At 56.4% G+C, this 23998-nt stretch carries 17 protein-coding genes and 1 tRNA gene; 8 read left to right on the plus strand and 10 right to left on the minus strand.

Annotation, left to right across the window (positions count from 1 at the left end):
* Positions 1–92 precede the first annotated feature (92 nt).
* From ppnN to xni, 4 genes are all read left to right on the plus strand, one after another.
* Positions 93–1457, plus strand: a complete 1365-nt coding sequence (gene ppnN / locus A3466_RS19080) for a nucleotide 5'-monophosphate nucleosidase PpnN (RefSeq protein WP_063451916.1) — start codon at positions 93–95, stop codon at positions 1455–1457.
* 504 nt (positions 1458–1961) lie between these two features.
* The gene (sdaC, locus tag A3466_RS19085; protein WP_063451917.1) at positions 1962–3251 is read left to right on the plus strand and encodes an HAAAP family serine/threonine permease SdaC; all 1290 of its coding nucleotides are present in this window, start codon (positions 1962–1964) and stop codon (positions 3249–3251) included.
* Positions 3252–3313: 62 nt separating this feature from the next.
* Entirely contained in the window at positions 3314–4681 is a 1368-nt protein-coding gene (locus tag A3466_RS19090) for an L-serine ammonia-lyase (RefSeq protein ID WP_022649219.1), read from the plus strand.
* 112 nt (positions 4682–4793) lie between these two features.
* The gene (gene xni, locus A3466_RS19095; protein WP_063451918.1) at positions 4794–5549 is read left to right on the plus strand and encodes a flap endonuclease Xni; all 756 of its coding nucleotides are present in this window, start codon (positions 4794–4796) and stop codon (positions 5547–5549) included.
* A 56-nt stretch (positions 5550–5605) separates the two neighbouring features.
* Here the strand turns inward: xni and rlmM are convergent, their stop codons facing one another.
* The 4 genes from rlmM to A3466_RS19115 all read right to left on the minus strand — a co-directional run bounded on the left by rlmM (position 5606) and on the right by A3466_RS19115 (position 8628).
* Positions 5606–6706: a 23S rRNA (cytidine(2498)-2'-O)-methyltransferase RlmM gene (rlmM, locus tag A3466_RS19100; RefSeq protein ID WP_063451919.1), complete on the minus strand. Its 1101-nt coding sequence runs from the start codon at positions 6704–6706 to the stop codon at positions 5606–5608.
* The gene (locus tag A3466_RS19105) at positions 6699–7094 is read right to left on the minus strand and encodes a DUF423 domain-containing protein (RefSeq protein WP_003862756.1); all 396 of its coding nucleotides are present in this window, start codon (positions 7092–7094) and stop codon (positions 6699–6701) included. Before A3466_RS19105 ends, rlmM begins: the two co-directional genes overlap by 8 nt.
* Before the next feature lie 39 nt (positions 7095–7133).
* Complete coding sequence (gene gcvA, locus A3466_RS19110) at positions 7134–8051, minus strand: glycine cleavage system transcriptional regulator GcvA (protein WP_063451920.1); 918 nt, start codon at positions 8049–8051, stop codon at positions 7134–7136.
* Positions 8052–8400: 349 nt separating this feature from the next.
* On the minus strand, positions 8401–8628 hold the full coding sequence (locus tag A3466_RS19115) for a YgdI/YgdR family lipoprotein (RefSeq protein WP_015571738.1): 228 nt from the start codon (positions 8626–8628) through the stop codon (positions 8401–8403).
* A gap of 191 nt (positions 8629–8819) precedes the next feature.
* Here A3466_RS19115 and csdA point away from each other — a divergent pair, with 191 nt between their 5' ends.
* Both csdA and csdE read left to right on the plus strand, forming a co-directional pair.
* Complete coding sequence (gene csdA, locus A3466_RS19120) at positions 8820–10025, plus strand: cysteine desulfurase CsdA (RefSeq protein WP_063451921.1); 1206 nt, start codon at positions 8820–8822, stop codon at positions 10023–10025.
* Complete coding sequence (gene csdE, locus A3466_RS19125; RefSeq protein WP_063451922.1) at positions 10025–10471, plus strand: cysteine desulfurase sulfur acceptor subunit CsdE; 447 nt, start codon at positions 10025–10027, stop codon at positions 10469–10471. The genes csdA and csdE overlap by 1 nt, the downstream gene beginning before the upstream one ends.
* Here the strand turns inward: csdE and tcdA are convergent.
* A complete protein-coding gene (gene tcdA, locus A3466_RS19130; protein WP_006811804.1) occupies positions 10462–11268 on the minus strand; it encodes a tRNA cyclic N6-threonylcarbamoyladenosine(37) synthase TcdA in 807 nt (268 codons plus the stop codon). The genes csdE and tcdA overlap by 10 nt on opposite strands.
* Before the next feature lie 75 nt (positions 11269–11343).
* Positions 11344–12441: a murein transglycosylase A gene (gene mltA, locus A3466_RS19135; protein WP_063451923.1), complete on the minus strand. Its 1098-nt coding sequence runs from the start codon at positions 12439–12441 to the stop codon at positions 11344–11346.
* 208 nt (positions 12442–12649) lie between these two features.
* Between mltA and A3466_RS19140 the strand changes: the two genes are divergently transcribed.
* A tRNA-Met gene (locus tag A3466_RS19140) sits at positions 12650–12726 on the plus strand.
* 88 nt (positions 12727–12814) lie between these two features.
* Here A3466_RS19140 and amiC read toward each other — a convergent pair.
* Entirely contained in the window at positions 12815–14068 is a 1254-nt protein-coding gene (amiC, locus tag A3466_RS19145; protein ID WP_063451924.1) for an N-acetylmuramoyl-L-alanine amidase AmiC, read from the minus strand.
* Positions 14069–14295: 227 nt separating this feature from the next.
* Between amiC and argA the strand changes: the two genes are divergently transcribed.
* The gene (argA, locus tag A3466_RS19150; RefSeq protein ID WP_006811807.1) at positions 14296–15627 is read left to right on the plus strand and encodes an amino-acid N-acetyltransferase; all 1332 of its coding nucleotides are present in this window, start codon (positions 14296–14298) and stop codon (positions 15625–15627) included.
* Between the two features lie 34 nt (positions 15628–15661).
* On the opposite strand, the gene recD is transcribed toward argA, so the two are convergent.
* Genes recD through ptrA form a run of 3 tightly spaced genes read right to left on the minus strand, consistent with a single transcriptional unit; the run spans position 15662 to position 23900 of the window.
* Positions 15662–17482: an exodeoxyribonuclease V subunit alpha gene (gene recD / locus A3466_RS19155; RefSeq protein WP_063451925.1), complete on the minus strand. Its 1821-nt coding sequence runs from the start codon at positions 17480–17482 to the stop codon at positions 15662–15664.
* On the minus strand, positions 17479–21021 hold the full coding sequence (gene recB / locus A3466_RS19160) for an exodeoxyribonuclease V subunit beta (RefSeq protein ID WP_063451926.1): 3543 nt from the start codon (positions 21019–21021) through the stop codon (positions 17479–17481). The genes recD and recB overlap by 4 nt, the downstream gene beginning before the upstream one ends.
* On the minus strand, positions 21018–23900 hold the full coding sequence (gene ptrA, locus A3466_RS19165; protein WP_063451927.1) for a pitrilysin: 2883 nt from the start codon (positions 23898–23900) through the stop codon (positions 21018–21020). The genes recB and ptrA overlap by 4 nt, the downstream gene beginning before the upstream one ends.
* Between the last annotated feature and the right edge of the window lie 98 nt (positions 23901–23998).

Here is a 23998-nt window from a genome sequence, read left to right on the forward strand (position 1 = left end):
GCGGTATTCCGCCCGAGGTGTTGTGAAACGTCATAAGCCAGGGCTATTGTAATCAACAGGGAAAGACGATAATCGTCCCATAAGGAGCTCACTTGATTACACATATTAGCCCGCTTGGCTCTATGGATATGTTGTCGCAGCTGGAAGTGGACATGCTTAAACGCACCGCCAGTAGCGACCTTTATCAACTGTTTCGTAACTGTTCACTTGCCGTACTGAACTCCGGAAGCCTGACCGACAACAGTAAAGAACTGCTGTCTCGCTTCGAAAGTTTCGATATCAACGTGCTGCGCCGCGAGCGCGGTGTGAAGCTGGAAGTGATCAACCCGCCGGAGGACGCTTTTGTCGACGGGCGTATTATTCGCTCACTTCAGGCCAACCTGTTTGCCGTGCTGCGCGATATTCTGTTTGTTAACGGACAGATCAGCAACGCCGGTCGTTTCCAGCATCTTGACCTGGAAAGCTCCGTTCATATCACCAACCTGGTCTTTTCCATTCTGCGTAACGCCCGTGCCCTGCACGTGGGCGAGGCGCCGAATATGGTCGTTTGCTGGGGCGGTCACTCCATTAACGAAACCGAATACCTGTACGCCCGCCGCGTGGGGACTCAGCTCGGCCTGCGCGAGCTGAACATCTGTACTGGTTGCGGTCCTGGCGCGATGGAAGCGCCGATGAAAGGCGCGGCAGTAGGACACGCGCAGCAACGCTATAAAGATGGTCGCTTTATCGGCATGACCGAGCCGTCGATCATCGCCGCTGAGCCGCCTAACCCGCTGGTTAACGAACTGATTATCATGCCGGATATCGAAAAGCGTCTTGAGGCGTTTGTCCGTATCGCGCACGGCATCATCATCTTCCCGGGCGGCGTAGGCACGGCGGAAGAGCTGCTTTATCTGCTGGGGATCCTGATGAACCCGGCCAACAAAGACCAGGTTCTGCCGCTGATCCTGACCGGTCCGAAAGAGAGCGCCGACTACTTCCGCGTGCTGGACGAGTTTATCGTGCATACGCTGGGTGAAGACGCGCGCCGTCACTACCGCATTATCATTGACGATGCCGCAGAAGTGGCCCGTCAGATGAAAAAAGCGATGCCGCTGGTGAAAGAGAACCGTCGTGATACCGGGGATGCCTACAGCTTTAACTGGTCCATTCGTATCGCACCGGATCTCCAGATCCCCTTCGAGCCGTCGCATGAGAACATGGCGAACCTGAAACTCTATCCGGATCAGCCGGTGGAAGTGCTGGCTGCCGACCTGCGTCGCGCCTTCTCCGGCATTGTAGCGGGGAACGTGAAAGAGGTGGGGATCCGCGCGATTGAAGAGTTCGGGCCGTATAAAATCCACGGTGACCCGGAGATGATGCGCCGTATGGATGACATGTTGCAGGGCTTTGTCGCCCAGCACCGCATGAAGCTTCCAGGCTCCGCCTATATTCCGTGTTACGAAATCATCAAGTAAAGCGTCATTTCCTTCCACTCAAGCCGGATCGTCATCCGGCTTTTTTATTAGTGATGCAATTCATAGCGCTTTTAAATGTAATGAGCAAATCTGACGCCCGCGCAAACGATTACCTGGTTTCTGAAACCGTAAATAATCAGCCTTAATCAAAATTACCCGCCAGAAAATACTAAAATCCCATTTCTTTACAGCGAAAGACACCTATCTCGCGGACCAGCCTTCTCTAAAACATGTTGTTAATGGTAGCCTTCGCGCCCGTAAATTCTCTTTGATGTTTTTTTAACAGATAATTGGTCTAAAGATGCCCACATCATAAGTGGATTATTGCATTTGGGATCGCGATCACTGATAGATTCATAACTAGAATGTATCTTTCCGCCCGCCAATAGTTACGGGCAAAAATTATTAAAAAACCGTCACTGAACGAATTTCATATTACCGTCAGGCACTTTTTCATCGGATTTGACTAAAAACCTGACAATTTGCTTCCTCCAGGAGATACAGATGGAAACCACTCAAACCAGCACCGTTGCTTCGATTGATTCCCGAAGCGGTTGGCGCAAAACGGATACCATGTGGATGCTTGGCCTTTACGGCACGGCAATCGGCGCTGGTGTACTGTTCCTTCCTATCAACGCGGGCGTCGGCGGTCTGATCCCGCTGATCATCATGGCAATCATCGCTTTCCCGATGACCTTCTTTGCACACCGCGGCCTGACCCGCTTCGTGCTGTCCGGTAAAAACCCGGGTGAAGACATCACTGAAGTCGTTGAAGAACACTTCGGCGTCGGCGCAGGTAAGCTGATTACGCTGCTCTACTTCTTCGCGATTTACCCAATTCTGCTGGTTTATAGCGTCGCTATCACCAACACCGTTGAAAGCTTTATGATGCATCAGCTTCAGATGACCCCGCCGCCGCGCGCGATCCTCTCCCTGATCCTGATCGTTGGTATGATGACCATCGTGCGCTTCGGCGAGCAGATGATTGTGAAAGCGATGAGCGTGCTGGTATTCCCGTTTGTTGCGGCCCTGATGCTGCTGGCGCTGTACCTGATCCCACAGTGGAACGGTGCTGCCCTGGAAACCCTGTCTCTGAGCAGCGCATCCGCAACCGGTAACGGTCTGCTGCTGACCCTGTGGCTGGCAATCCCGGTAATGGTGTTCTCCTTCAACCACTCACCCATCATCTCCTCCTTCGCGGTAGCGAAGCGTGAAGAGTACGGCGACGGCGCAGAGAAGAAGTGCTCCAGCATCCTGGCTCGCGCACACATCATGATGGTACTGACCGTAATGTTCTTCGTGTTCAGCTGCGTGCTGAGCCTCTCCCCGGCGGATCTGGCGGCGGCGAAAGAGCAGAACATCTCTATTCTGTCTTACCTGGCAAACCACTTTAACGCACCGCTGATTGCGTGGATGGCACCGATTATCGCGATTATCGCCATCACCAAATCCTTCCTGGGCCACTACCTGGGCGCACGTGAAGGCTTCAACGGTATGGTGATTAAATCTCTGCGCGGTAAGGGCAAGAGCATTGAAATCAACCGTCTGAACAAAATCACCGCGCTGTTCATGCTGGTGACCACCTGGGCGGTTGCCACCCTGAACCCAAGCATTCTGGGCATGATTGAAACCCTGGGCGGCCCGATTATCGCGATGATCCTGTTCCTGATGCCGATGTACGCGATTCAGAAAGTGCCTGCGATGCGCAAATACAGCGGCCATATCAGCAACGTCTTCGTTGTTGTGATGGGTCTGATTGCCATCTCCGCTATTTTCTACTCGCTGTTCAGCTAATACCTCCTGCGCCGTCTGCGGACGGCGCACTCCTCCCCTCTGACTGAAGCAATGGACGCATCATGATTAGCGTATTCGATATCTTCAAAATCGGTATTGGTCCTTCCAGCTCTCACACCGTCGGACCAATGAAAGCCGGTAAACAATTCACGGATGACTTGATTGCACGCGGCATTTTGCACGACATCACCCGCGTGGTTGTCGATGTATACGGTTCCCTTTCCCTGACCGGTAAAGGCCACCATACCGATATTGCCATTATCATGGGCCTGGCGGGTAACCTGCCGGATACCGTTGATATTGATTCAATTCCTGGCTTTATCCAGGACGTGAACACCCACGGTCGTTTGCTGCTGGCCAACGGCGAGCATGAGGTTGAATTCCCGGTTGACCACTGCATGAATTTCCATGCGGATAACCTGTCGCTGCACGAAAACGGCATGCGCATTACCGCGCTGGTCGGCGATAAAGCGGTTTACAGCCAGACGTATTACTCCATCGGCGGCGGGTTTATAGTCGACGAAGACCATTTTGGTCAAACCAACGGTTCCGCCGTTGAGGTGCCGTACCCGTACAAAAACGCGGCCGATTTACAGCGTCACTGCCAGGAGACGGGGCTTTCTCTCTCCGGCCTGATGATGAAAAACGAGCTGGCCCTGCACAGCAAAGAGGAGCTGGAACAGCACTTCGCTAACGTCTGGGAAGTGATGCGCAGCGGTATTGAGCGCGGGATCACCACCGAAGGCGTACTGCCGGGTAAACTGCGCGTTCCGCGTCGTGCGGCTGCGCTGCGCCGCATGCTGGTCAGCACCGACAAAACCACCACCGACCCGATGGCCGTCGTCGACTGGATCAACATGTTCGCGCTGGCAGTGAACGAAGAGAACGCTGCGGGTGGTCGCGTGGTGACTGCGCCAACCAACGGCGCGTGCGGGATTGTTCCGGCGGTACTGGCGTATTACGACAAGTTTATCCGCGAAGTGAACGCAAACTCACTGGCGCGCTATATGCTGGTTGCCAGTGCGATTGGCTCTCTGTACAAGATGAACGCCTCCATTTCCGGTGCGGAAGTGGGCTGTCAGGGTGAAGTAGGCGTAGCCTGTTCTATGGCTGCGGCGGGTCTGGCTGAACTGCTGGGCGCAAGCCCTGCGCAGGTCTGTATTGCTGCGGAAATCGGCATGGAGCATAACCTGGGGCTGACCTGCGACCCGGTCGGTGGACAGGTACAGGTGCCCTGCATCGAGCGTAACGCGATTGCCTCCGTGAAGGCGGTGAACGCGGCACGTATGGCGCTGCGCCGCACCAGCGAACCGCGCGTCTGTCTCGATAAAGTTATCGAAACCATGTACGAAACCGGTAAAGACATGAACGCCAAATACCGCGAAACCTCCCGCGGTGGCCTGGCGATGAAGATCGTCACCTGCGATTAAGCCGGTCAGGAAGCCTCGTTTTGCGAGGCTTCTTCCTGTTTTCCCTCAAGCTATTCGTTTCCCCCTGCCGACAGTGATACCCTTTATCCATTAGCTTTAAGGGAGAATATCTGTGGCTGTTCATTTACTTATCGTCGACGCGCTCAACCTGATTCGCCGGATCCATGCGGTCCAGGGCACACCCTGCAAGGACACCTGCCTGCACGCGCTGGAGCAGCTTATTCGCCACAGCGAGCCGACGCACGTCGTGGCCGTGTTTGACGACGAAGCACGCAACAGCGGCTGGCGACATCAGCGTCTCCCTGACTACAAGGCCGGACGCGCGCCGATGCCGGACGATCTGCACGCCGAAATGCCCGTTATTCGCGCCGCCTTCGAACAACGCGGGGTTCCCTGCTGGGGCGCGCACGGCAACGAGGCTGACGATCTGGCCGCAACGCTGGCGGTGAAAGTCGCGAGCGCCGGGCATCAGGCGACCATCGTTTCAACCGACAAAGGTTACTGCCAGCTGCTCTCTCCCACGATCCGTATCCGCGACTATTTCCAGAAACGCTGGCTGGACGCGCCATTTATTGCCGGGGAGTTTGGCGTCTCGCCGGAACAGCTGCCTGACTACTGGGGGCTGGCGGGAATTAGCAGCTCCAAAGTACCGGGCGTCGTCGGCATTGGACCAAAAAGTGCCGCACAGCTGCTGACGGAGTTTCAAAACCTGGAGGGCATTTACGCCCGGCTGGATGAGGTACCGGAAAAGTGGTGCAAGAAGCTGGAGGCACACAAAGAGATGGCGTTTATCTGCCGCGAGGTGGCGACGCTACAGACGGATTTACGGCTGGACGGGAATTTGCAGCAGTTGAGGTTAGAGCATTAAAACGATTCACGGTTTTGTATGCCCGGTAAACGTAGCGCCACCGGGCATTACAGACGTTATCGCTCGTCGCGACGCCCGCCCACGGCCGCCCACCAGCGACGAATGTGCACCGTCACTTCTTCACGATCGTGATACAGCTGTCGGGCCTGGATTTCCGCGTTAATGCCATGTTCGTCCAGCTGCTGCTGAATATAGGCGAGGTTCTGCGATACCTCTTCGTAGCGCTTTTTCATTGGCAGCTTGAGGTTGAAAATCGTCTCACGACACCAGCCGTTTACCAGCCAGGAGGCCATCAGCGCCGCGACTTTCGCCGGTTTTTCTACCATGTCGCACACCATCCAGGAGATGTTGTTGCGGTTCGGGCGATAGCGGAAACCGTCCTCGCGCAGCCAGGTGACCTGCCCGGTATCCATCAGGCTTTGCGCCATTGGGCCGTTATCCACAGATGAAACCCACATGTTGCGTTTCACCAGCTGATAGGTCCAGCCGCCAGGGCACGCCCCGAGATCGACCGCATACATGCCGTTTGCCAGGCGTTCGTCCCACTCGTCGGCCGGGATAAAGACGTGGAACGCCTCTTCCAGCTTCAGGGTTGAACGGCTCGGTGCGTCCGCCGGGAAGCGCAGACGCGGGATCCCCATAAAGAACGGCGAGTTGTTGGTGGTATACGAGTAGCCAGCGTAGCAACACCCTGGCGCAATAAAAAAGATATGCACGACCGGACGCTTTGGCGTTTCGTAGTTTGTCAGCACGCCCGCATCGCGCAGCGCCGCGCGCAGCGGCACGGTGAACTTACGGCAGAACTTCATCAGCTCTTTGCTTTCGTTGGTGTCGGCCACTTCCACGCGTAAATCGCCGCCCTTCTCCACCACGCCTTGTAACATGCCCACAATCGGCGTGATGCGATCGTCCGGCGGGAGATCTTTCAGCAGTTCGCCCGCGACAAACATCTGGCGGGCGAAAATCAGCGAGCTGAACGGCAGCTCGCGCGCCAGCTTGTCGGCATCATCAGGCTGATAGCATTCAAATACCACATAGCCCGCGTTCTCTTTGACGCGAGCAAATCCGAAGACTTCACGCTTACCCGCTTTATCGGTGATTTCCGCGGCGCACTCTTTCTCAAACCCCGGGCGACAATATAAAACAACCTTATTCATGAACAACGCCCTTGCGTTTCAGACGGATAGCTCCGATAAACATTAATACCCACCCCGCCAGGAAGCTGACGCCGCCGACAGGTGTAACAAACGCCCACAGGCGTAAATGCGACAGCGCCAGGCAGTAGAGGCTGCCGCTGAACAGTACGGTACCCAGCGCCAGAAAGACGCTGCTCCAGTAGAACCAGATGCTGATGCGGCGTTGCATCGCCACCGCCAGCCCAAATATTGCCAGCGTGTGGAACGCCTGATATTCAAGGCCGGTCTGGATCCAGCCCATCTCCACAACGCCCAGAGATTTGCTTAACACATGCGCGCCAAACGCGCCCAGAGCTACAAAAATAAAGCCACTTACTGCGGCGAAAATCAGCATGAATCGGCTGGTCATGTTTAAGTCCTGAATTAATGCGTGCCCGGCACACAAACGTTATTGTTCATACCTGAAGCGGAATTTTTCTTGCTCGCTTGCCGCTTTCGCCAGTATCCACTGCCGGAAAGCGGCTATTTTACCCAGTTCTGCCTGACTGTCATGACAAACCAGATAAAATGCATTCTTGCTGACCAGAACATCGTTAAACGGGCAAACCAGACGGCCTGCCTCAATTTCGGACTGGGCCATGACGTTGTTTGCCAACGCCACGCCCTGCCCGTGAATGGCAGCCTGTAGCACCATTGCGCTGTGGCTAAAAATGGGCCCCTGCTGCACGTTTATATGACTAAGACCTAACTGACGGGTATAAGTTTGCCAGTCGCGACGCGAGGCATCGTGCAAAAGCGTATGTTTCGCCAGATCGGCGGGCGTTTTGAGCGCCTTGTCCCCCGTCAGCAGCAGCGGCGAACAGACCGGCAGCAAATATTCTGCGTATAATTTCTCTACACGCAAGCCCGGCCAGTTGCCGCGACCGTAAAAAATCGCCACGTCCACATCATCTGCCAGCTTGTCTTCCTGACGGTCGACGGCCTGGATTCGGACATCGATTCCCGGATAAGTTGAGTTAAAGCTTGAGAGTCGCGGCACCAGCCATTGAATGGCAAAACTGGGCAATAAACTGACTGTGAGGGCACCTTTTGCGCTCCGGGCCTGAAGCTTGCGGGTGGCTTCCGTCAGTTGGGAAAAAATCTCTTTAATATCCTGAAAATAGCTTTGCCCCTCTTCGGTCAACAGCAACGAACGGTTGCGGCGACGGAACAGCTTAAGCCCCAGAAAATCCTCCAGAGACTTGATTTGATGACTTACTGCGGCCTGCGTCACAAAAAGCTCATCGGCTGCGCGGGTGAAGCTGAGGTGGCGTGCTGCGGCATCAAAAACACGTAATGCATTAAGGGGTGGCAATCGCTTGGACATGGTGATCTGGCTTAGATGTTAACGAGATTTAACATATAGGAAACAACGTTTAACCTATTAGTTTTTTTTATCTGAGCCATTATAATTTGTCCGTTGAGGAACTACCAGCAAATACCTATAGTGGCGGCACTTCCTGAGCCGGAACGAAAAGTTTTTTTGGAATGCGTGTTCTGAAGGGCTTTTGGCTTACGGTTGTGATGTTGTGTTGTTGTGTTTGCAATTGGTCTGCGATTCAGACCACGGTAGCAACGCTACCAATTTTTCACTTCCTGTACATTTACCCTGTCTGTCCATAGTGATTAATGTAGCACCGCCAACTTGCGGTGCTTTTTTTTCGCTTATCTCGCTATTAATGCTCGATTTCTTTCATCTCTTTCACGTCACTGCGGTTGATCTGCTGTTTGTTCCCGTTAGCATCTTTGTATGAAATCATCCCGGTATCATTATCGGTTGTCGGTTTCCCTTCAGAGACGATAGATCGACCATCGTTGGTATGCATTACATAGTTATTACCAGAACAGGCGCTCAGGGCAAAGGTCAACGCACAGGCAGAAATGATTGCAGCTGTCTTTTTCATGATTATCTCCTTTAGCAATTAATGCTATTCAAACCTCGATTTATAACAGGCTAAAACATCCGCCTAACACTATTTAGCATAACCTGCTTTTTCAGACTCGCCAGGATAAGCAGACAAATCTGATAGATATCAACTTCCTTGCCCTGTCGATAAATTTGCGCGACGATCGAAGAATCGATATGAGGAATTCCATGAACGCTTTCAGTCCTGCGCAGTTTCGCGCACAGTTTCCCGCGCTGGCCGATGCCGGTATTTATCTTGATAGCGCCGCCACGGCCCTTAAGCCGCAGGCGGTGATTGAGGCAACCCGCCAGTTTTACAGCCTGAGCGCCGGGAACGTGCACCGCAGCCAGTATGCCGAAGCGCAGCGCCTGACGGCGCAATACGAAGCCGCACGGGATCAGGTCGCGCGCCTGATCAATGCCGACAGCGGTAAGAACATCGTCTGGACGCGCGGCACCACCGAGGCCATTAACATGGTGGCGCAATGCTACGCGCGTCCGTTGTTGCAGGCCGGAGATGAAATCATTGTCAGCGAGGCAGAACACCACGCCAATCTGGTGCCGTGGCTGATGGTAGCTGAACAAACCGGTGCACGCGTTGTAAAGCTCCCGCTGGGTGCAGACCTTCTGCCGGACGTGGCGCGTCTGTCCGAGCTGATGACGCCGCGCAGCCGTATTCTGGCGCTGGGGCAGATGTCCAACGTCACCGGCGGCTGCCCGGATCTGGCGCGCGCCATTAAAATTGCCCATGCCAGCGGCGTGATGGTGATGGTCGACGGCGCGCAGGGAGTGGTGCATTTCCCGGCTGACGTTCAGGCGCTGGATATCGATTTCTATGCGTTCTCCGGGCACAAGCTGTACGGGCCAACCGGTATCGGCGCGCTGTACGGTAAACCTGAACTGCTGGCCCGGATGACGCCGTGGCTCGGCGGCGGCAAGATGATTACCGAAGTGACCTTCGACGGCTTTAAAACTCAGGATATACCTTATCGCCTGGAAGCCGGTACGCCGAACGTGGCCGGGGTTATCGGCCTGAGCGCGGCGCTCGAATGGCTCACAGAAACGGACGTGGTTCAGGCTGAAAGCTGGAGCCGGGGCCTGGCGACGCTGGCGGAAGAAGAGCTTAAAAAACGCCCGGGGTTTCGCTCGTTCCGCGTACAGGACTCCAGCCTGCTCGCCTTTGACTTCGCGGGCGTACACCATAGCGACATGGTGACGCTGCTTGCCGGGTACGGCATTGCCCTGCGTGCCGGACAGCACTGCGCCCAGCCGCTGCTGGCAGCCATGGGCGTGAGCGGCACCCTGCGCGCCTCGTTTGCACCGTACAACACAAAAAGCGACGTCGACGCGCTGGTTTCCGCCGTCGACCGCGCCCTGGAATTACTGGTGGATTAATGACACATTCAGCCTTAGCCGGGCACCCGTTCGGCACCGTTATCACTGAAGAGACGTTGAAACAGACCTTCGCCCCGCTCACGCAGTGGGAGGATAAATACCGTCAGCTGATCCTGCTGGGTAAACAGCTGCCCACCCTGTCAGACGATCTGAAGTCACAGGCGAAGGAGATCGCTGGCTGCGAGAACCGCGTCTGGCTTGGGTTTAGCGTATCCGGTGAGAAGCTGCATTTCTTCGGCGACAGCGAGGGACGCATTGTTCGCGGCCTGCTGGCAGTGCTGCTGACCGCCGTCGAAGGGAAACGCGCCGCAGATCTGCTGGCGCATTCTCCGCTGGCGCTGTTTGATGAGCTGGGCCTTCGCGCGCAGCTTAGCGCCTCGCGCGGTCAGGGGTTGATCGCGCTCAACGACGCGGTGCTGGATGCCGCACGTCAGGCTCAGGCCTGACGTTCCGCCTTCGCCATCATCTTCTTCAGGGCGTGAGAGACCGCCACAAAGCCGAAGGAGGCGGTCACCATGGTGGCCGCACCGAACCCAGAGGCGCAGTCCATCCGCTTTGGCCCTTCCGCCGTGCTTTTCATGGCACAGACCGAACCATCCGCCTGCGGATAAACCAGCGCTTCGGTGGAGAATACGCAGTCCACGCCCAGCTTGCCTTTACTGTTCTTCACCACGTTGAAGTCGCTTTTTAGGCGCTCGCGCAGCTTAGCGGCCAGCGGATCCTGAATGGTTTTCGCCAGATCCGCCACCTGGATCTGAGTCGGATCGATTTGTCCGCCCGCCCCGCCGGTGGTCACCAGCGGCACCTTATAGCGACGGCAGTAAGCGATCAGCGCCGCTTTAGGGCGCACGCTGTCGATGGCGTCAATGACGTAGCTGTAGCCTTTGCTCATGTATTCCGCGACGTTATCTGCCGTCACAAAGTCGTCAATCACTGTTACGCGGCACTCCGGGTTGATGAGGCGAATACGCTCCGCCATCACCTCAGACTTCGCCAGACCGACGTTATCCCGCAGGGCGTGGATCTGACGGTTAGTGTTAGTGACGCAGACGTCATCCATATCAATCAACGTAATTGCGCCAATGCCGGTTCTCGCCAGCGCTTCTGCCGCCCACGAACCCACACCACCAATGCCCACCACGCAGACATGCGCATCCGCGAACAGTTGCAGGGCTTTTTCACCATATAACCGTGCCGTGCCGCCGAAACGCTGGCGCCAGGCATCGCTGATTACCACAGACATAAAACCTCAGATGTAAAAAGGGTGAGGTATTCCTCACCCTGAACCGTAATCCGTCTTGTGCTCAGAATACCACAATCAGCCGCTGAATACGTTTCCGGTACCCGGCGCAGTCTTCAGCACCCACACGCGTCCGTAATGGTTATACCAGCCTGCACGATGCCCGGCATCCGGGCCGATGCCCTGATAAATATCGAAGTGCTGGCCTTTAATCGCTCCGCCCACGTCCAGCGCCACCATCAGGCGCAGCTCATACTTGCCGTTGAACTTGCCGTTGTTGTCGAGAAGAGGCACTTCCGCCAGCAGCGTGGTGCCCGCCGGGATAATCGAACGATCCGAAGCCACCGAGGCGCGGCCAATCAGCGGTACGGCGCTCGCCCCTTTCACCGGCGCAAAGTTTTGCGGCTTGAAGAAAACAAACGATGGGTTCTGCTCGAGCAGTTCACGCACTTCCGCTTCGCTGTGCTTTTCGCCCCACTCGCGGATCGCCTGCATCGACATGTCTTCTCGTTTCACTTCACCACGGTCGATGAGCACCTTACCGATGCTGCGGTAGGCATGGCCGTTTTTCCCGGCGTAGCTAAAGAAGTTCAGCGGCGAACCGTCGCCAAAATCAATATAACCGCTGCCCTGCACGTCCATGATGAAGTTATCCATCAGCGAGTTGCTGTAGGCCAGCACGTAATTTTCGCTAAGCGCGCCGGCGTAGATCTCGGCGCGAGACGGCAGACGACCGCGTTTTGGCGGCATACGGTAAATCGGATACTGGAATTCGCCCTGACGCGTGTGTCGCGCCTGGACAACCGGCGTGTAGTAGCCGGTAAACTGGACGTTACCGTAGTTATCCGCCCCTTCCATCTGCCAGGCATCAATACCAAACTGGCGCATATTGCGCGTATCACCGCCCGCCTTCAGCCAGTCCTGCACGGCACTATAAACGTTGTTCTGTGCGCCATACAGGCGCGGTGACGCTTTGCGGATCTGGTACACCTGCTCGGAGAAATCCCCGGCATTGATTGGAGCCCCCACGGCATCGGGCTGGTTAACTAAAGAGAAAGGCTGGGATAACTTCCCGTCTTTATACTGTTGACCGCGATCGGTCGGTTTGGAAGAGCAGGCCGCAAGAATCGCTACCATTGCGCCTGTCATCAGATACTTCGCCCAACGTCCTTTCATTATATCTCGTCTTTTAGTTGCCCATTTCCGCGTGATGAAGATAACAAACCCACCGAATGAATGAAATGCAATCGCCTTCCCTTTGGTAAATTCTGGACAAAAAATAGTCCAAAGTGGCTATTCCCGTTCATTTTGCATACAAAATAATGAATTATGCGAAAAAGGGGTTGCATCACAAACCTATCCGAGTATAGTGCGCTTCCACGGACGCGGGGTGGAGCAGCCTGGTAGCTCGTCGGGCTCATAACCCGAAGGTCGTCGGTTCAAATCCGGCCCCCGCAACCAACACTTCTAAAACAATAAACACCCTTAAGGGTGTTTTTTTGTATCTGCCGTTTGTGATAATGCCGGGCAAGATACCCGGCATGATGCCCTACCCTCGCCGCGCCAGCGTTTCTCCATCTGAGAAATAGGCCCGGATACCCGCCAGAATCGACTCCGCCACTTCCTGCTGGAATTTAGCCGTCTTGAGCTTGCGTTCCTCTTCCACGTTACTGATAAACGCGGTTTCGACCAGTATGGACGGAATATCCGGCGCTTTCAGTACCGCAAATCCGGCCTGCTCGACGCTGTTTTTGTGCAGCTTATTGACCCGGCCCAGCTTGCCCAGCACCGCTTTACCAAACTTCAGGCTGTCGGTAATGGTCAGCGACTGCACCATATCGAACATCGTATGGTCGACGTAACGATCGCCGCTTTTGCTCACCCCACCGATTAAATCCGAGGCGTTCTGCGTATCCGCCAGGTATCTCGCGGCGGTACTGGTCGCCCCTTTTGTTGACAGGGCAAATACCGACGAGCCGCTCGGCTGGCGGCTGGTGAAGGCATCCGCGTGAATAGAGACAAACAGATCCGCACGCTGCTTCTGTGCTTTCGCCACGCGGACCTTCAGCGGGATAAAGACATCTTCGTTGCGCGTCATGTAGGCGCGCATATTGCCCTCTTTGTCGATTAACGCCTTCAGACGACGGGCAATTTGCAGCACCACATCTTTTTCGCGGGTGCGATACTTCCCGACAGCGCCGGAATCTTCCCCGCCGTGGCCAGGATCGAGCATGATCACAATCGGTCGGTCGCGCCCCGCCCTGCCCGGCTTCGGCCCGCTTTGCGCTGGTGGAACCTGCCTGTCGAGATCGCCTTTGTTGTAATCCTCAAGGAGTGCCAGGAGCGGATCCTGAATATCCGTTGCATTCGCCGGATAGAGATCCATCACCAGACGCTCCTTAAAGGCGGCAACAGGCGCAAGGGCAAAGAGCTGCGGCTTCACGTTCTGCTTCAGCTCAAACACCATGCGCACGGTTTGCGGATCGAACTGCCCGACGCGCGCCGATTTGATAAACGGATCGTCGCCGCGGATCTGAGCCGCCATGCCTTTCAGCACGGAGTTGAGGTTCACACCTTCGAGATCAACCACCACACGTTCAGGATTGCTGAGGGCGAATTGCTTATATTTCAGCACGCGGTTGGATTCAACCGTCACGCGCGTATAGGTCGACGACGGCCAGACGCGCACCGCGACTATCTGGCTTGTGGCGGCAAGACCCACCTGGCTGACGCTAAGCAACCACATCGCCCCGGCCCCTTTTAACAGGCGGCGGCGGCTTATTGCTGAATTGGATCCCGACATGCTTCTCCCGAGCAATAAAACTGATTAATGAATAAAACGTCTGAATTGACCGAAAACTTTAACGAATGACGCATAAACTGTCATCTATAAAAGGGTAAACAATCATACGCTAACGCACGGATTACTTATCATTTTCTGTGGGTCGCAGAAAATTTAGGCTTGCACGGACGGCCACAATCGAATAAAAATACAGAAATTACGAATAAACATTCATTAAGGGTTGTGTCATGGTTAAGGAACGCAGAACCGAACTGGTCCAGGGATTCCGCCATTCTGTTCCCTATATCAACACCCATCGGGGAAAAACGTTTGTCATCATGCTTGGCGGCGAAGCCATTGAGCATGAAAACTTTTCCAGCATCGTCAATGATATTGGCCTGCTGCACAGCCTCGGCATACGTCTGGTGGTGGTGTATGGCGCACGTCCGCAAATCGAAGCCAACCTCGCCGCCCATCACCATGAGCCGATTTACCACAAGCATACCCGCGTGACGGATGCGAAAACCCTCGAACTGGTCAAACAGGCGGCGGGCCTGTTGCAGCTCGATATTACCGCCCGCCTGTCGATGAGCCTGAATAACACGCCGTTGCAGGGCGCGCATATCAACGTGGTGAGCGGCAATTTTATCATTGCTCAGCCGCTCGGCGTGGACGATGGCGTGGACTACTGCCACAGCGGCCGCATCCGCCGTATTGATGAAGAAGCCATTCACCGTCAGTTAGACAATGGCGCGATCGTTCTGATGGGCCCTGTTGCCGTCTCCGTAACGGGTGAAAGTTTTAATCTGACCTCGGAAGAGATTGCCACCCAACTGGCCATCAAGCTGAAAGCCGAGAAAATGATTGGGTTTTGCTCTTCACAGGGCGTCGTGAATGATGAGGGCGTAATTGTGCCAGAACTTTTTCCGAATGAAGCTCAGGCACGCGTCGAAGCGCTGGAAGCACAAGGCGATTACTATTCCGGTACGGTGCGTTTTCTGCGCGGTGCCGTCAAAGCGTGCCGCAGCGGCGTGCGCCGTAGCCACCTGATCAGCTATCAGGAAGACGGCGCGCTGTTGCAGGAGCTGTTCTCCCGGGACGGTATTGGTACGCAGATCGTGATGGAGAGCGCCGAGCAGATCCGCCGTGCCACCATCAACGACATCGGCGGCATTCTGGAGCTGATCCGGCCGCTGGAGCAGCAGGGCATTCTGGTTCGCCGCTCCCGCGAGCAGCTGGAGATGGAGATCGACAAGTTCACCATCATCCAGCGCGATAACCTGACCATTGCCTGTGCGGCGCTTTATCCGTTCCCGGAAGAGCAGATTGGAGAAATGGCGTGCGTCGCCGTGCACCCGGATTACCGTAGCTCCTCCCGGGGCGAACTGCTGCTTGAACGCGTGGCGGCACAGGCGCGCCAGATGGGTCTGAGCAAGCTGTTCGTGCTCACCACCCGCAGCATTCACTGGTTCCAGGAACGCGGCTTCACGCCGGTGGATATTGATTCACTGCCGGAAAGTAAGAAAGAGATGTACAACTATCAGCGCCGCTCGAAGGTATTAATGGCGGACCTGGGGTGACTGGTAGCCCTCTCCTGCTGGAAAGGGCGTTCATTCAGGCAGATTCAAATATCGCGCTTAATCCGCTTCTGCGCTCGGTGCGGGTGGCAATCGCCTGTCCCAGCACGCGTTCATCCGCATACAGCGACAGACGCTGGCGCGCACGGGTAATGGCGGTGTAGACCAGCTCACGGGTTACGACCGGTGAAAGCTGTGTCGGCAGGATCAGCGCCGCATGGTTGAACTCGGAGCCCTGAGATTTGTGTACCGTCATCGCCCATGCCGTTTCATGCTCCGGCAGGCGGCTGGGCTGAACTGACTTCACGCTGCCGTCCGGCAGCTGGAACCACACGCGCAGACCGTTGCCACGATCGAGCGCAATGCCGATATCCCCGTTGAACAGCCCCAGCGCACTGTCGTTGCGGGAGATCATCACTGGCCGGCCCTCATACCATCGCGAATGCAGCTGGCGGTTAATTTTGCGTTTCTGCACAAGCAGCTGTTCCAGCCTGTCGTTCAGACCCGCGACACCAAACGGCCCTTCACGTAGTGCGCACAGAAGCTGGTATTCGCCAAATGCGGCGATGGCCTGCTCGGGCTGACTGCGCTGCTGCACACAGCTCAGAAAACGCTGGTAACCCTGGAGAGCCTCCTCAAGCATTGCCTGATACTCTTCCCCGCTTTGCAGCGATTTCTTTTCTATGTCAGTGAAGGAACCGTCAAACACCGTGCGCGTGGCATGCCGATCCCCACGGTTTACCGCCGCCGCCAGCTGGCCGATGCCGGAGTCGCTGCCAAAGCGGTAGCTTTTTTGCAGCAGGCACAGGCTGTCGCGCAGCGCGCCCGCGACGGGTGAGCGATCGGGCTCAAGCGAGCAGCCGGTCAGGCGGGCAAGCTCCTGCGCCCGCGCGGCGGTATAACCATAGCTGGCGTAGGTACAGATATCTCCCAGTACCGCCCCGGCTTCAACGGAGGCGAGCTGGTCGCGATCGCCCAGGAAAACCACGCGCGCATGCGGCGGCAGAGCATCGATCAGGCGCGACATCATGGTCAGGTCGATCATAGAGGCTTCATCCACCACCAGCACGTCAAGATGCAGCGGATTGCCCGCATGGTAGCGCAGACGCTGGCTACCCGGCTGAGCGCCGAGCAGACGGTGCAGCGTACTTGCTTCACCCGGGAAAAGCGCAAGCTGCTCCTGCGTCAGCGGCAGCCGTTGCATCGCGCCGCCCAGAGATTCGGTCAGACGCGCCGCGGCTTTCCCGGTGGGCGCCGCCAGACGAATACGGCATCGCTGCTCGCCTGAAAGCTGGATCAGGGCGGCCAGCAGTTTTGCTACGGTTGTGGTTTTCCCGGTCCCCGGGCCGCCGGAAATCACCGAAATCCGTCGCGTCAGGGCGACAGCCGCCGCCACTTTCTGCCAGTCAGTGGCTTCACCAGAGTCAAACAGACTGTCCAGCGTCTGGCGAAGCTGCGCTTCATCGCAGGGAAGCGGCGCGTTGGTCTCACTAAAGAAACGCGCAACCGTCAGCTCGTTTCGCCACAGGCGATTCAGGTACAAGCGCTCACCCGAGAGGATCAGCGGTGCCTGGTTTTCTCCCGGCCCGACGGCCGATGATTCGCACAAAATTTTCGGCCAGTCTACCGTCTCCCCCAGCAGCGCAAAGCAAGACTGGAGGACAGGGGGCATTTTTTCGTCAATCACCAGACGCGAGAGCGGCAGACACACATGTCCCTCTCCGGCGTCTTTACTCAAAAGGGCAGCGGCAAGCATCACGGCGGGCTGGTCAGCGGCAATCATCATGGCAAACTGCACGTCCAGCTGACGCAGCACGCGTTGCTCTACCGCATCCAGCAATAAGTCCTGCATCGTCATGCCATCTCCTCCGCGTTTGCTGCAAACAGGTTATCCATTTTATCAATCAGTTCGGCGTCCGGACGGGTTCTGAAGATCCCGGAGTGCGGATCGGCAGCGTCGACCCCGCGTAAGAACAGATAAATGACGCCACCAAAATGATCGTCGTAGCGATAATCCGCAATACGGTGGCGCAAATAGCGGTGCAGCGCCAGGCTATAGAGCTGATATTGCAGATCGTAGCGATGCATTTGCATGGCTGCTGCCATCGCCTGTTGGGTATAGGCTTCGCTGTTCTCGCCCAGCCAGTTGGATTTGTAGTCCAGCAGGTAGTAACGCCCTTCGTGACGGAAGACCAGGTCGATAAACCCTTTCAGCATGCCCTGTATCTGACGGAAGTTCAGCGGCGGGCAGCCGGCCGACAACGGATCGTACTGACGGATGAGCGCATCGAGCGCGTCGGCCTTAAGCGGACCTTCGACAGGCAGATAAAACTCCATCTCAACCTGCTTATTTTTGGCCGTTAACTGGCGAAGCGAGAAGCCCTGCTCCGTCAGCGGCGCCTGCAAAATGGCGTTGATCCAGTCAGTGAGAACGGGCTGCCAGTGCGCGTCATAGCCTCCGCTCTGTAGCATCCTCAGCACCCACTCCTCACTGACAGGCTGGGTGAAATCCAGCTCCTCAAAGAGGCTATGTAAAAAGGTGCCCGGCGACGCGCCGCGCGGGAACTGATGCGGGGTTAACGTCGGCTCAACCGGCACCTCTCCCACTCCTGCGGCATCCACGTCCAGCTTCGGCATGAGATCCTGCGCAATACTTTGCCCGTGCTGTTGCAGGCCAGAATAGCTGGTGACTCGCCAGTCATCAGCAAGCACCCGCGTGATCTGGCGCGCGTTAAGATCGGTGGCGGTCTCTTGCGCCATTTGCCAGCGGCTATTGTCTGGCAGAGTCGGGATATGTAGCGCGATATCGTCACCGCAAAGCGACTCAATGCAGTGGCGTAGCCCCGCCGCATCTTTCGGCTCGCCACGCTGAATAAGCCGCCCTAACGCGCTTAAATGGAAATCGCTCTCCCCCGTTTTTTCTCCGCGACGGCGAAATACGGGCGCGACGCCCAGGCTGCAATGCCAGACAGAACGGGTCAGCGCAACGTATAGCAGGCGCAAATCCTCCGCCAGACGCTCCGCTTCAGCCAGCTCAACGCTGGTTTCCGCTTTGCTGAGATCGAGCACCGCATCGAAAGTCTCGCGGTCATGGTAAAAGGCCTGATCCTGAACGCGGTAGTTCGCGATGAAGGGCAGCCAGACCAGCGGATATTCGAGACCTTTCGATTTGTGAATGGTGACGATTTGCACCAGATGCTTATCGCTCTCAAGACGCATCTGTTGGCTTGAGGCGTTGCTGTTGGGATCGGCAATTTGCTGCGCCAGCCAGCGCACGAGGGCATGTTCACTTTCAAGCTGGGTACCCGCTTCCTGCAACAGTTCACTAATATGTAAAATATCGGTCAGACGCCTTTCACCGCCGGATGTCGCCAGCATATTTTCGGCAATCTGACGCCGCGTCATCAGCTCGCGCAGCATCGCCATGACGCCGCGTTTTTGCCAGCGCTCACGGTAATGGACAAACTCTTCCACTACCGTATCCCATGCGTTTTCGTCATGGTTAAGCACGTCGATATCCCGTGCGTTCAACCCCAGCATTGAACTGGCCAGCGCGCTTCGAAGCGTATTTTCGCGCTCCGGCGCCAGCACCGCCTGAAGCAGCCAGAGCATTTCCTGGGCTTCCAGCGTGTCGAACACGCTGTCGCGGTTAGAAAGATACACGGAAGGAATATCAAGCAGCGTAAGCGCATCGCGGATCAACGCCGATTCCTGACGGCTGCGCACCAGCACGGTGATATCAGAGGCTTTAACAGGATTTGCCTGTTCCCCCTTCCACAGCAACGCCTCGCCGCGCGCGCCTGCGCTCAGCCAGTCACGGATTTGCGCGGCGCAGTGCTGGGCCATCGCTGCCTGATAGTCGGCAACACCATAGCCTTCCCCCTCAAGCAGCCAGAAGGTCATGGCGGGTTGCACCGCACCGCTGACTTCAAAGCGTAAGGTCGCGTTATTAGGGGCAGATTTCACCGGCATGAAAGGGATTTCATTGAACATGAACGCCGACTCCATGCGGCTGAATAGCGCATTGACGCTCTCAACCATCCCCGGCGCGGAGCGCCAGTTCGTGTCTAACGTGTAGTGTGCGACGACCTCGCTGCGGGCTTTCATATAGGTGAAGATATCGGCCCCGCGGAAGGCATAAATTGCTTGTTTAGGATCGCCTATCAACAGCAGGGCAGTGTCGGGCTGCTGTCGCCAGATGCGGCGAAAAATGCGGTACTGCTGGGGGTCGGTGTCCTGAAATTCGTCAATCATCGCCACCGGGAATCGGGTACGGATCGCGCTGGCGAGCGCTTCACCATTCTCGCTGGACAGCGCCTCGTCCAGGCGGCTCAGCATATCATCGAATCCCAGCTCGCCCCGGCGACGTTTTTCCCGCGCGACGGCCTGGCGGATCTCCGTCATGGCGCGGGTGATCATCAGATCGTTGAGCGTTAATGGCTCAGCAAGCAGCGCTTCAATCGCCACAAACAGGGGATGCTCGGGCACAATGCCGTCGGCTTTAGTCCGCTCGGTCAAAAAGCGCTGCGAAAATTTTTCCAGTGCGTCCGGAAGCTGGTAGCCCCGCGTCTCCTCCTGGGCCCAGGCGCTGATCTTTTCGATCCACTTCCCCTGATTCCCACGGTTGAACTTGCGTCTGTCGATGCCTGAGTTTTCGATGATCGCATCAATTTCACCGACCGACTCATTCCACTTCTGCTTAAGCGCGGCAATTTTGGCGACAATCTTTTCATGGCGCGAGGCGAGCGTTTCATCGGCAGGCGGCGGGGATTTGATGACCGGCGCTTCGCCTTGCAGGTAACGGTCAATGGCGCGAAGAAGATCTTCCGGACCTTTCCAGAGGGCGTGAACCGCTTCGGCAATGTCGCGCTGCAACGGATAGCAGTGACGACGCCAGAAATCCGCGCAGGCCTGATAGCGAAGCTCGGATTCATCTTCAATAAGCTGCTGCTCAAAGAGCATGCCGGATTCAAACGCATTCAGGCTCAGCATACGCTGACAAAAACCGTGAATAGTGAAGACGGATGCCTCGTCCATTTGCCGTTCGGCCAGTAGCAGCCATTGCGCAGCCTGTTGCTTATCGGCGATCTCGTCCAGCAGGCTCGCGTAGAGGGGGTTATCCGTGGTCTGGCGCAGACAGGCGATGCGCAGTTCATGAATGTTACTGCGAATACGGCCACGCAGCTCGGCAGTGGCCGCTTCGGTGAAGGTGACCACCAGTAGCTCCTCCACGCTTAACGGGCGTGAAAAAGCGGCGCTGCCGCCGAGCCCTAACAGCAGACGCAGATAGAGCGCGGCGATGGTATAGGTTTTTCCCGTTCCCGCTGAGGCTTCAATCAATCGCTCGCCCTGTAGAGGTAAACTTAAGGGATCAAGCGGCTCAGCGGTATGGGTCATTCTTTTTTACTCCAGGGCATAGACTGCTGTAGTGCGCTGACGCTCTTCCAGACGGTCCACTCTTTCGATTTTACGTAGTCCGCTTTCCCGTTCTGGCTACCAGAGACCTGAGACAGGATGGCCATACCCTGCGGTTTTACCACCGCCTGGTGGAAGAAATCGGCAACCTTCTGTGGCGTCAGCTGTTTTATTTCGGCCACTATTTTATCACGCGAATCAAATTTCATATTACCGCGATCGAAATCTTTGCTCAGCTGCGAGGCTTCTTCGCCCAGCGTCTGCGGCGGCTGCATCACCTGCGCGATAACGGCCTGCTGGATCTGGGCAAACTCCTCCGGCTTCATAGCCCGCAGTTTTGCTTCCGCCTGCGGGAAGAACGCCTGATAGCGCTGCCACAGGTAAGCGGGTTGCCTGTCGCTGCTTTGCAGAAGGAAGCCCAGCCCCCACTGGCGGCCAACGTTCATGGAGAAAGCGAACACCGCGTAGCCCAGTTGCTCCTCGGTGCGCAACTGGTTGTAGAACCATGGCTGAATAATTTGTCCAAGCACGGCGCTCTGGGCAGAGCTGGTAAATTCATCATAACCGGTAGGTACAAACACTGCGGCCAGCGCGGAATCGGTGCTGCTCCCCGCTTTTTCAAAGATCGCGTTTTGCTTTTTCTCTACCAGCACGTCCTGGTTACGGCACCACTCATCGCCTTTTGAACCCAGCTGCGTACGGACGTTTTGCGCCAGCGTTTTAGCCTGTTCTTCGCTCATATTGCCCACAAACAGGAACTCCGGACGGGTATTGGTTTTCAGCGCATCACGGTAAGCCAGAACCTCTTTTAAGGTCACAGAGGGCAGTAACGCGCGGCGATCTTCGCGCTGGAAATAAGGAATTTGCGACAGCATCTGCGCTGGCATAATCGCCTGATCGTAGGCTTTCCCCTTCTCCGCAGAGTCCATCATCTGCGCATACCAGGACTTAGCCTGCTCAAGCTGTTCTTCCGTAGGCGTGTAGCTGAAATAGCCCTCCAGCAACGCCTGGAACAGCTGCGGCAAACGCTGGGTATAGCCGTTGGCATTCACCATCAGGCCGTTATTGGCGTTGGTCGAGAAGCTGATGCCGCCAACGGCTGCCTGGTTGCTGAGCTGATCGAGGGCAATACCGGCCAGATAATCGTTCAGCGCAAACAGCACCTGATTTCTGGCGCTATCCATTGCTTTCGGGTTGCGCAGTACCACGCTGACATCCGCTTTTGGCTCGTCGGCGAAATAGCGGCTCGGGGTGTACACCACCCGCAGCGTCGGCTCATCAACAATCAGTTCCGGGTGCGGATACGCCTTTGCGGGTTTGATCAGCGTGAAATCATCCGGGATGTAGGGGTTAAGCTCCGGCAACTTCAGCGCAATCTCACCCGCCTTTTTCTGCCAGCCCGCGAAGGTCTGTTCGCTGATTTTTTCAACCTGATACGGAGCATCCACGAAGTAGGCCGTTTTGTTGTGCGGTTCGTTCGGGCTGATATACCAGACGCGGGCATTCTGTGGGGTCATCATCGCCAGACGCGCTTTGAGCGCCCCGGCGTCATACTGGTCGGCAATATTTACCGCATCCAGCGTATGTTCCACGGGCACGCGGATCATGGTATCTGCCAGCCACTCAACGTAGTCCATGTCACGCGTGATAGAGGGATAGCGGAAATCGAGATCCAGCACGTGCGCCAGCTCATCAAAGTAGCGTTTATCGACGCCTTTCTCGCGCAGCAGAGAGAGATAGCTAAAAATGGCCGCAACGACATCGTCACGGTGAGCCAGCCCTTTATCGGTCAGCGTCGCGGAGATTGCCAGCACGCCGCTGTTACCGTTTACGACGGGATCGGAGTCAGCGCGAATACCTTCCACCAGCCCCTGCTTTTGCAGCCAGTCAGAGAGCGTGCCCGGGCTGCGGTTGCCGATAAGATAGGTCACCAGCTCATCGGTTTTGCTGCGGAACTGCGCCGTGTTGTTATCAATACGGAATTCAACGCGTAAGACCTTGCGGGGCAAGGCCGGGACATAGTGAATAACGATACCTTTTTGCGCGTCCGTGACAACCGGCACGTTAATCTGCGGCCGCTCAATATTTTTATTTGGCACCCTGCCATAGGTTTGCGCCGCCATATTTGCCAGCGCTGGCAACGGTTTATTACTGTAGATCACCGCTTTCATCAGGTTGGCGGAGTAGTATTTGTCGCGAAACGCATGCAGCGCATCGAGCACCGGGCTACCCGGTTTGTCGCTCAGCGTTTCAAGATTGCCGCCTGAGAAGCGCGAACCCGGGTGCGCCGGGTTGATGGTTTCTGCGCTGACCTGCGCCATGCGCATACCGTCTCGCGTGCGCGCCATGGTCAGTTCGGCGTTAACGGCGTTGCGTTCCCGGTCGGCGTATTTTTTATCCAGCAGCGGTGCGGCGATGGCATCCGCCAGACGGTCGACCGCGCCATCAAGCGCATCATTTTCCACTTCCAGGTAAAACGCGGTGCGATACGGCGCGGTACTGGCGTTGTGGCTGCCGCCATGCATTTTCAGAAATTCAGACAGGCTGTCCGGCTGTGGGTATTTTTTAGAGCCCATCAGCGTCATGTGCTCAAGGTAGTGCGCCAGTCCCGGATGGGCTTCAGGATCTTCCAGCGAACCCACCGGCACAACCAGCGCGGAGAGCGATTTCACCGCCTGAGGGTCGGAAACCAGCAGCACGGTCATCCCGTTATCAAGACGAATCGCCTGATACTGACGGGTGTCCTTTTCGCTCTTACGGATTGTTTCCTGGACGGGTTGCCAACCGGAATCGGCCTGAGTGACGGGAGCCCAAAGGGCGATAAACAAAACAAACGCTTTTAACAAGGTGCTGCCTGGCATTACGACCTCTTTATCACGGCTACATCATTAACAACGTGCGTGCTGGACACGCCAGCATCTCTTTCTCTGGGTACATCAGTCCGTGATAAGAGGTGCAT

Origin of the sequence: Enterobacter genomosp. S (assembly GCF_001631805.1) — a bacterium.
Taxonomy (GTDB): domain Bacteria; phylum Pseudomonadota; class Gammaproteobacteria; order Enterobacterales; family Enterobacteriaceae; genus Enterobacter; species Enterobacter quasihormaechei.

What these genes read in the sequence shown, in the direction of transcription:
- mltA (WP_063451923.1), bottom strand. Translation starts at nt 12,441, where the DNA reads ATGAAAGGACGTTGGGCGAAGTATCTGATGACAGGCGCAATGGTAGCG.
- A3466_RS19105 (WP_003862756.1), bottom strand. Translation starts at nt 7,094, where the DNA reads ATGACCAGCCGATTCATGCTGATTTTCGCCGCAGTAAGTGGCTTTATT.
- gcvA (WP_063451920.1), bottom strand. Translation starts at nt 8,051, where the DNA reads ATGTCCAAGCGATTGCCACCCCTTAATGCATTACGTGTTTTTGATGCC.
- argA (WP_006811807.1), top strand. Translation starts at nt 14,296, where the DNA reads ATGGTTAAGGAACGCAGAACCGAACTGGTCCAGGGATTCCGCCATTCT.
- recB (WP_063451926.1), bottom strand. Translation starts at nt 21,021, where the DNA reads ATGACCCATACCGCTGAGCCGCTTGATCCCTTAAGTTTACCTCTACAG.
- csdA (WP_063451921.1), top strand. Translation starts at nt 8,820, where the DNA reads ATGAACGCTTTCAGTCCTGCGCAGTTTCGCGCACAGTTTCCCGCGCTG.
- rlmM (WP_063451919.1), bottom strand. Translation starts at nt 6,706, where the DNA reads ATGAATAAGGTTGTTTTATATTGTCGCCCGGGGTTTGAGAAAGAGTGC.
- A3466_RS19115 (WP_015571738.1), bottom strand. Translation starts at nt 8,628, where the DNA reads ATGAAAAAGACAGCTGCAATCATTTCTGCCTGTGCGTTGACCTTTGCC.
- csdE (WP_063451922.1), top strand. Translation starts at nt 10,025, where the DNA reads ATGACACATTCAGCCTTAGCCGGGCACCCGTTCGGCACCGTTATCACT.
- A3466_RS19090 (WP_022649219.1), top strand. Translation starts at nt 3,314, where the DNA reads ATGATTAGCGTATTCGATATCTTCAAAATCGGTATTGGTCCTTCCAGC.
- sdaC (WP_063451917.1), top strand. Translation starts at nt 1,962, where the DNA reads ATGGAAACCACTCAAACCAGCACCGTTGCTTCGATTGATTCCCGAAGC.
- ptrA (WP_063451927.1), bottom strand. Translation starts at nt 23,900, where the DNA reads ATGCCAGGCAGCACCTTGTTAAAAGCGTTTGTTTTGTTTATCGCCCTT.
- tcdA (WP_006811804.1), bottom strand. Translation starts at nt 11,268, where the DNA reads ATGTCTGTGGTAATCAGCGATGCCTGGCGCCAGCGTTTCGGCGGCACG.
- amiC (WP_063451924.1), bottom strand. Translation starts at nt 14,068, where the DNA reads ATGTCGGGATCCAATTCAGCAATAAGCCGCCGCCGCCTGTTAAAAGGG.
- recD (WP_063451925.1), bottom strand. Translation starts at nt 17,482, where the DNA reads ATGACGATGCAGGACTTATTGCTGGATGCGGTAGAGCAACGCGTGCTG.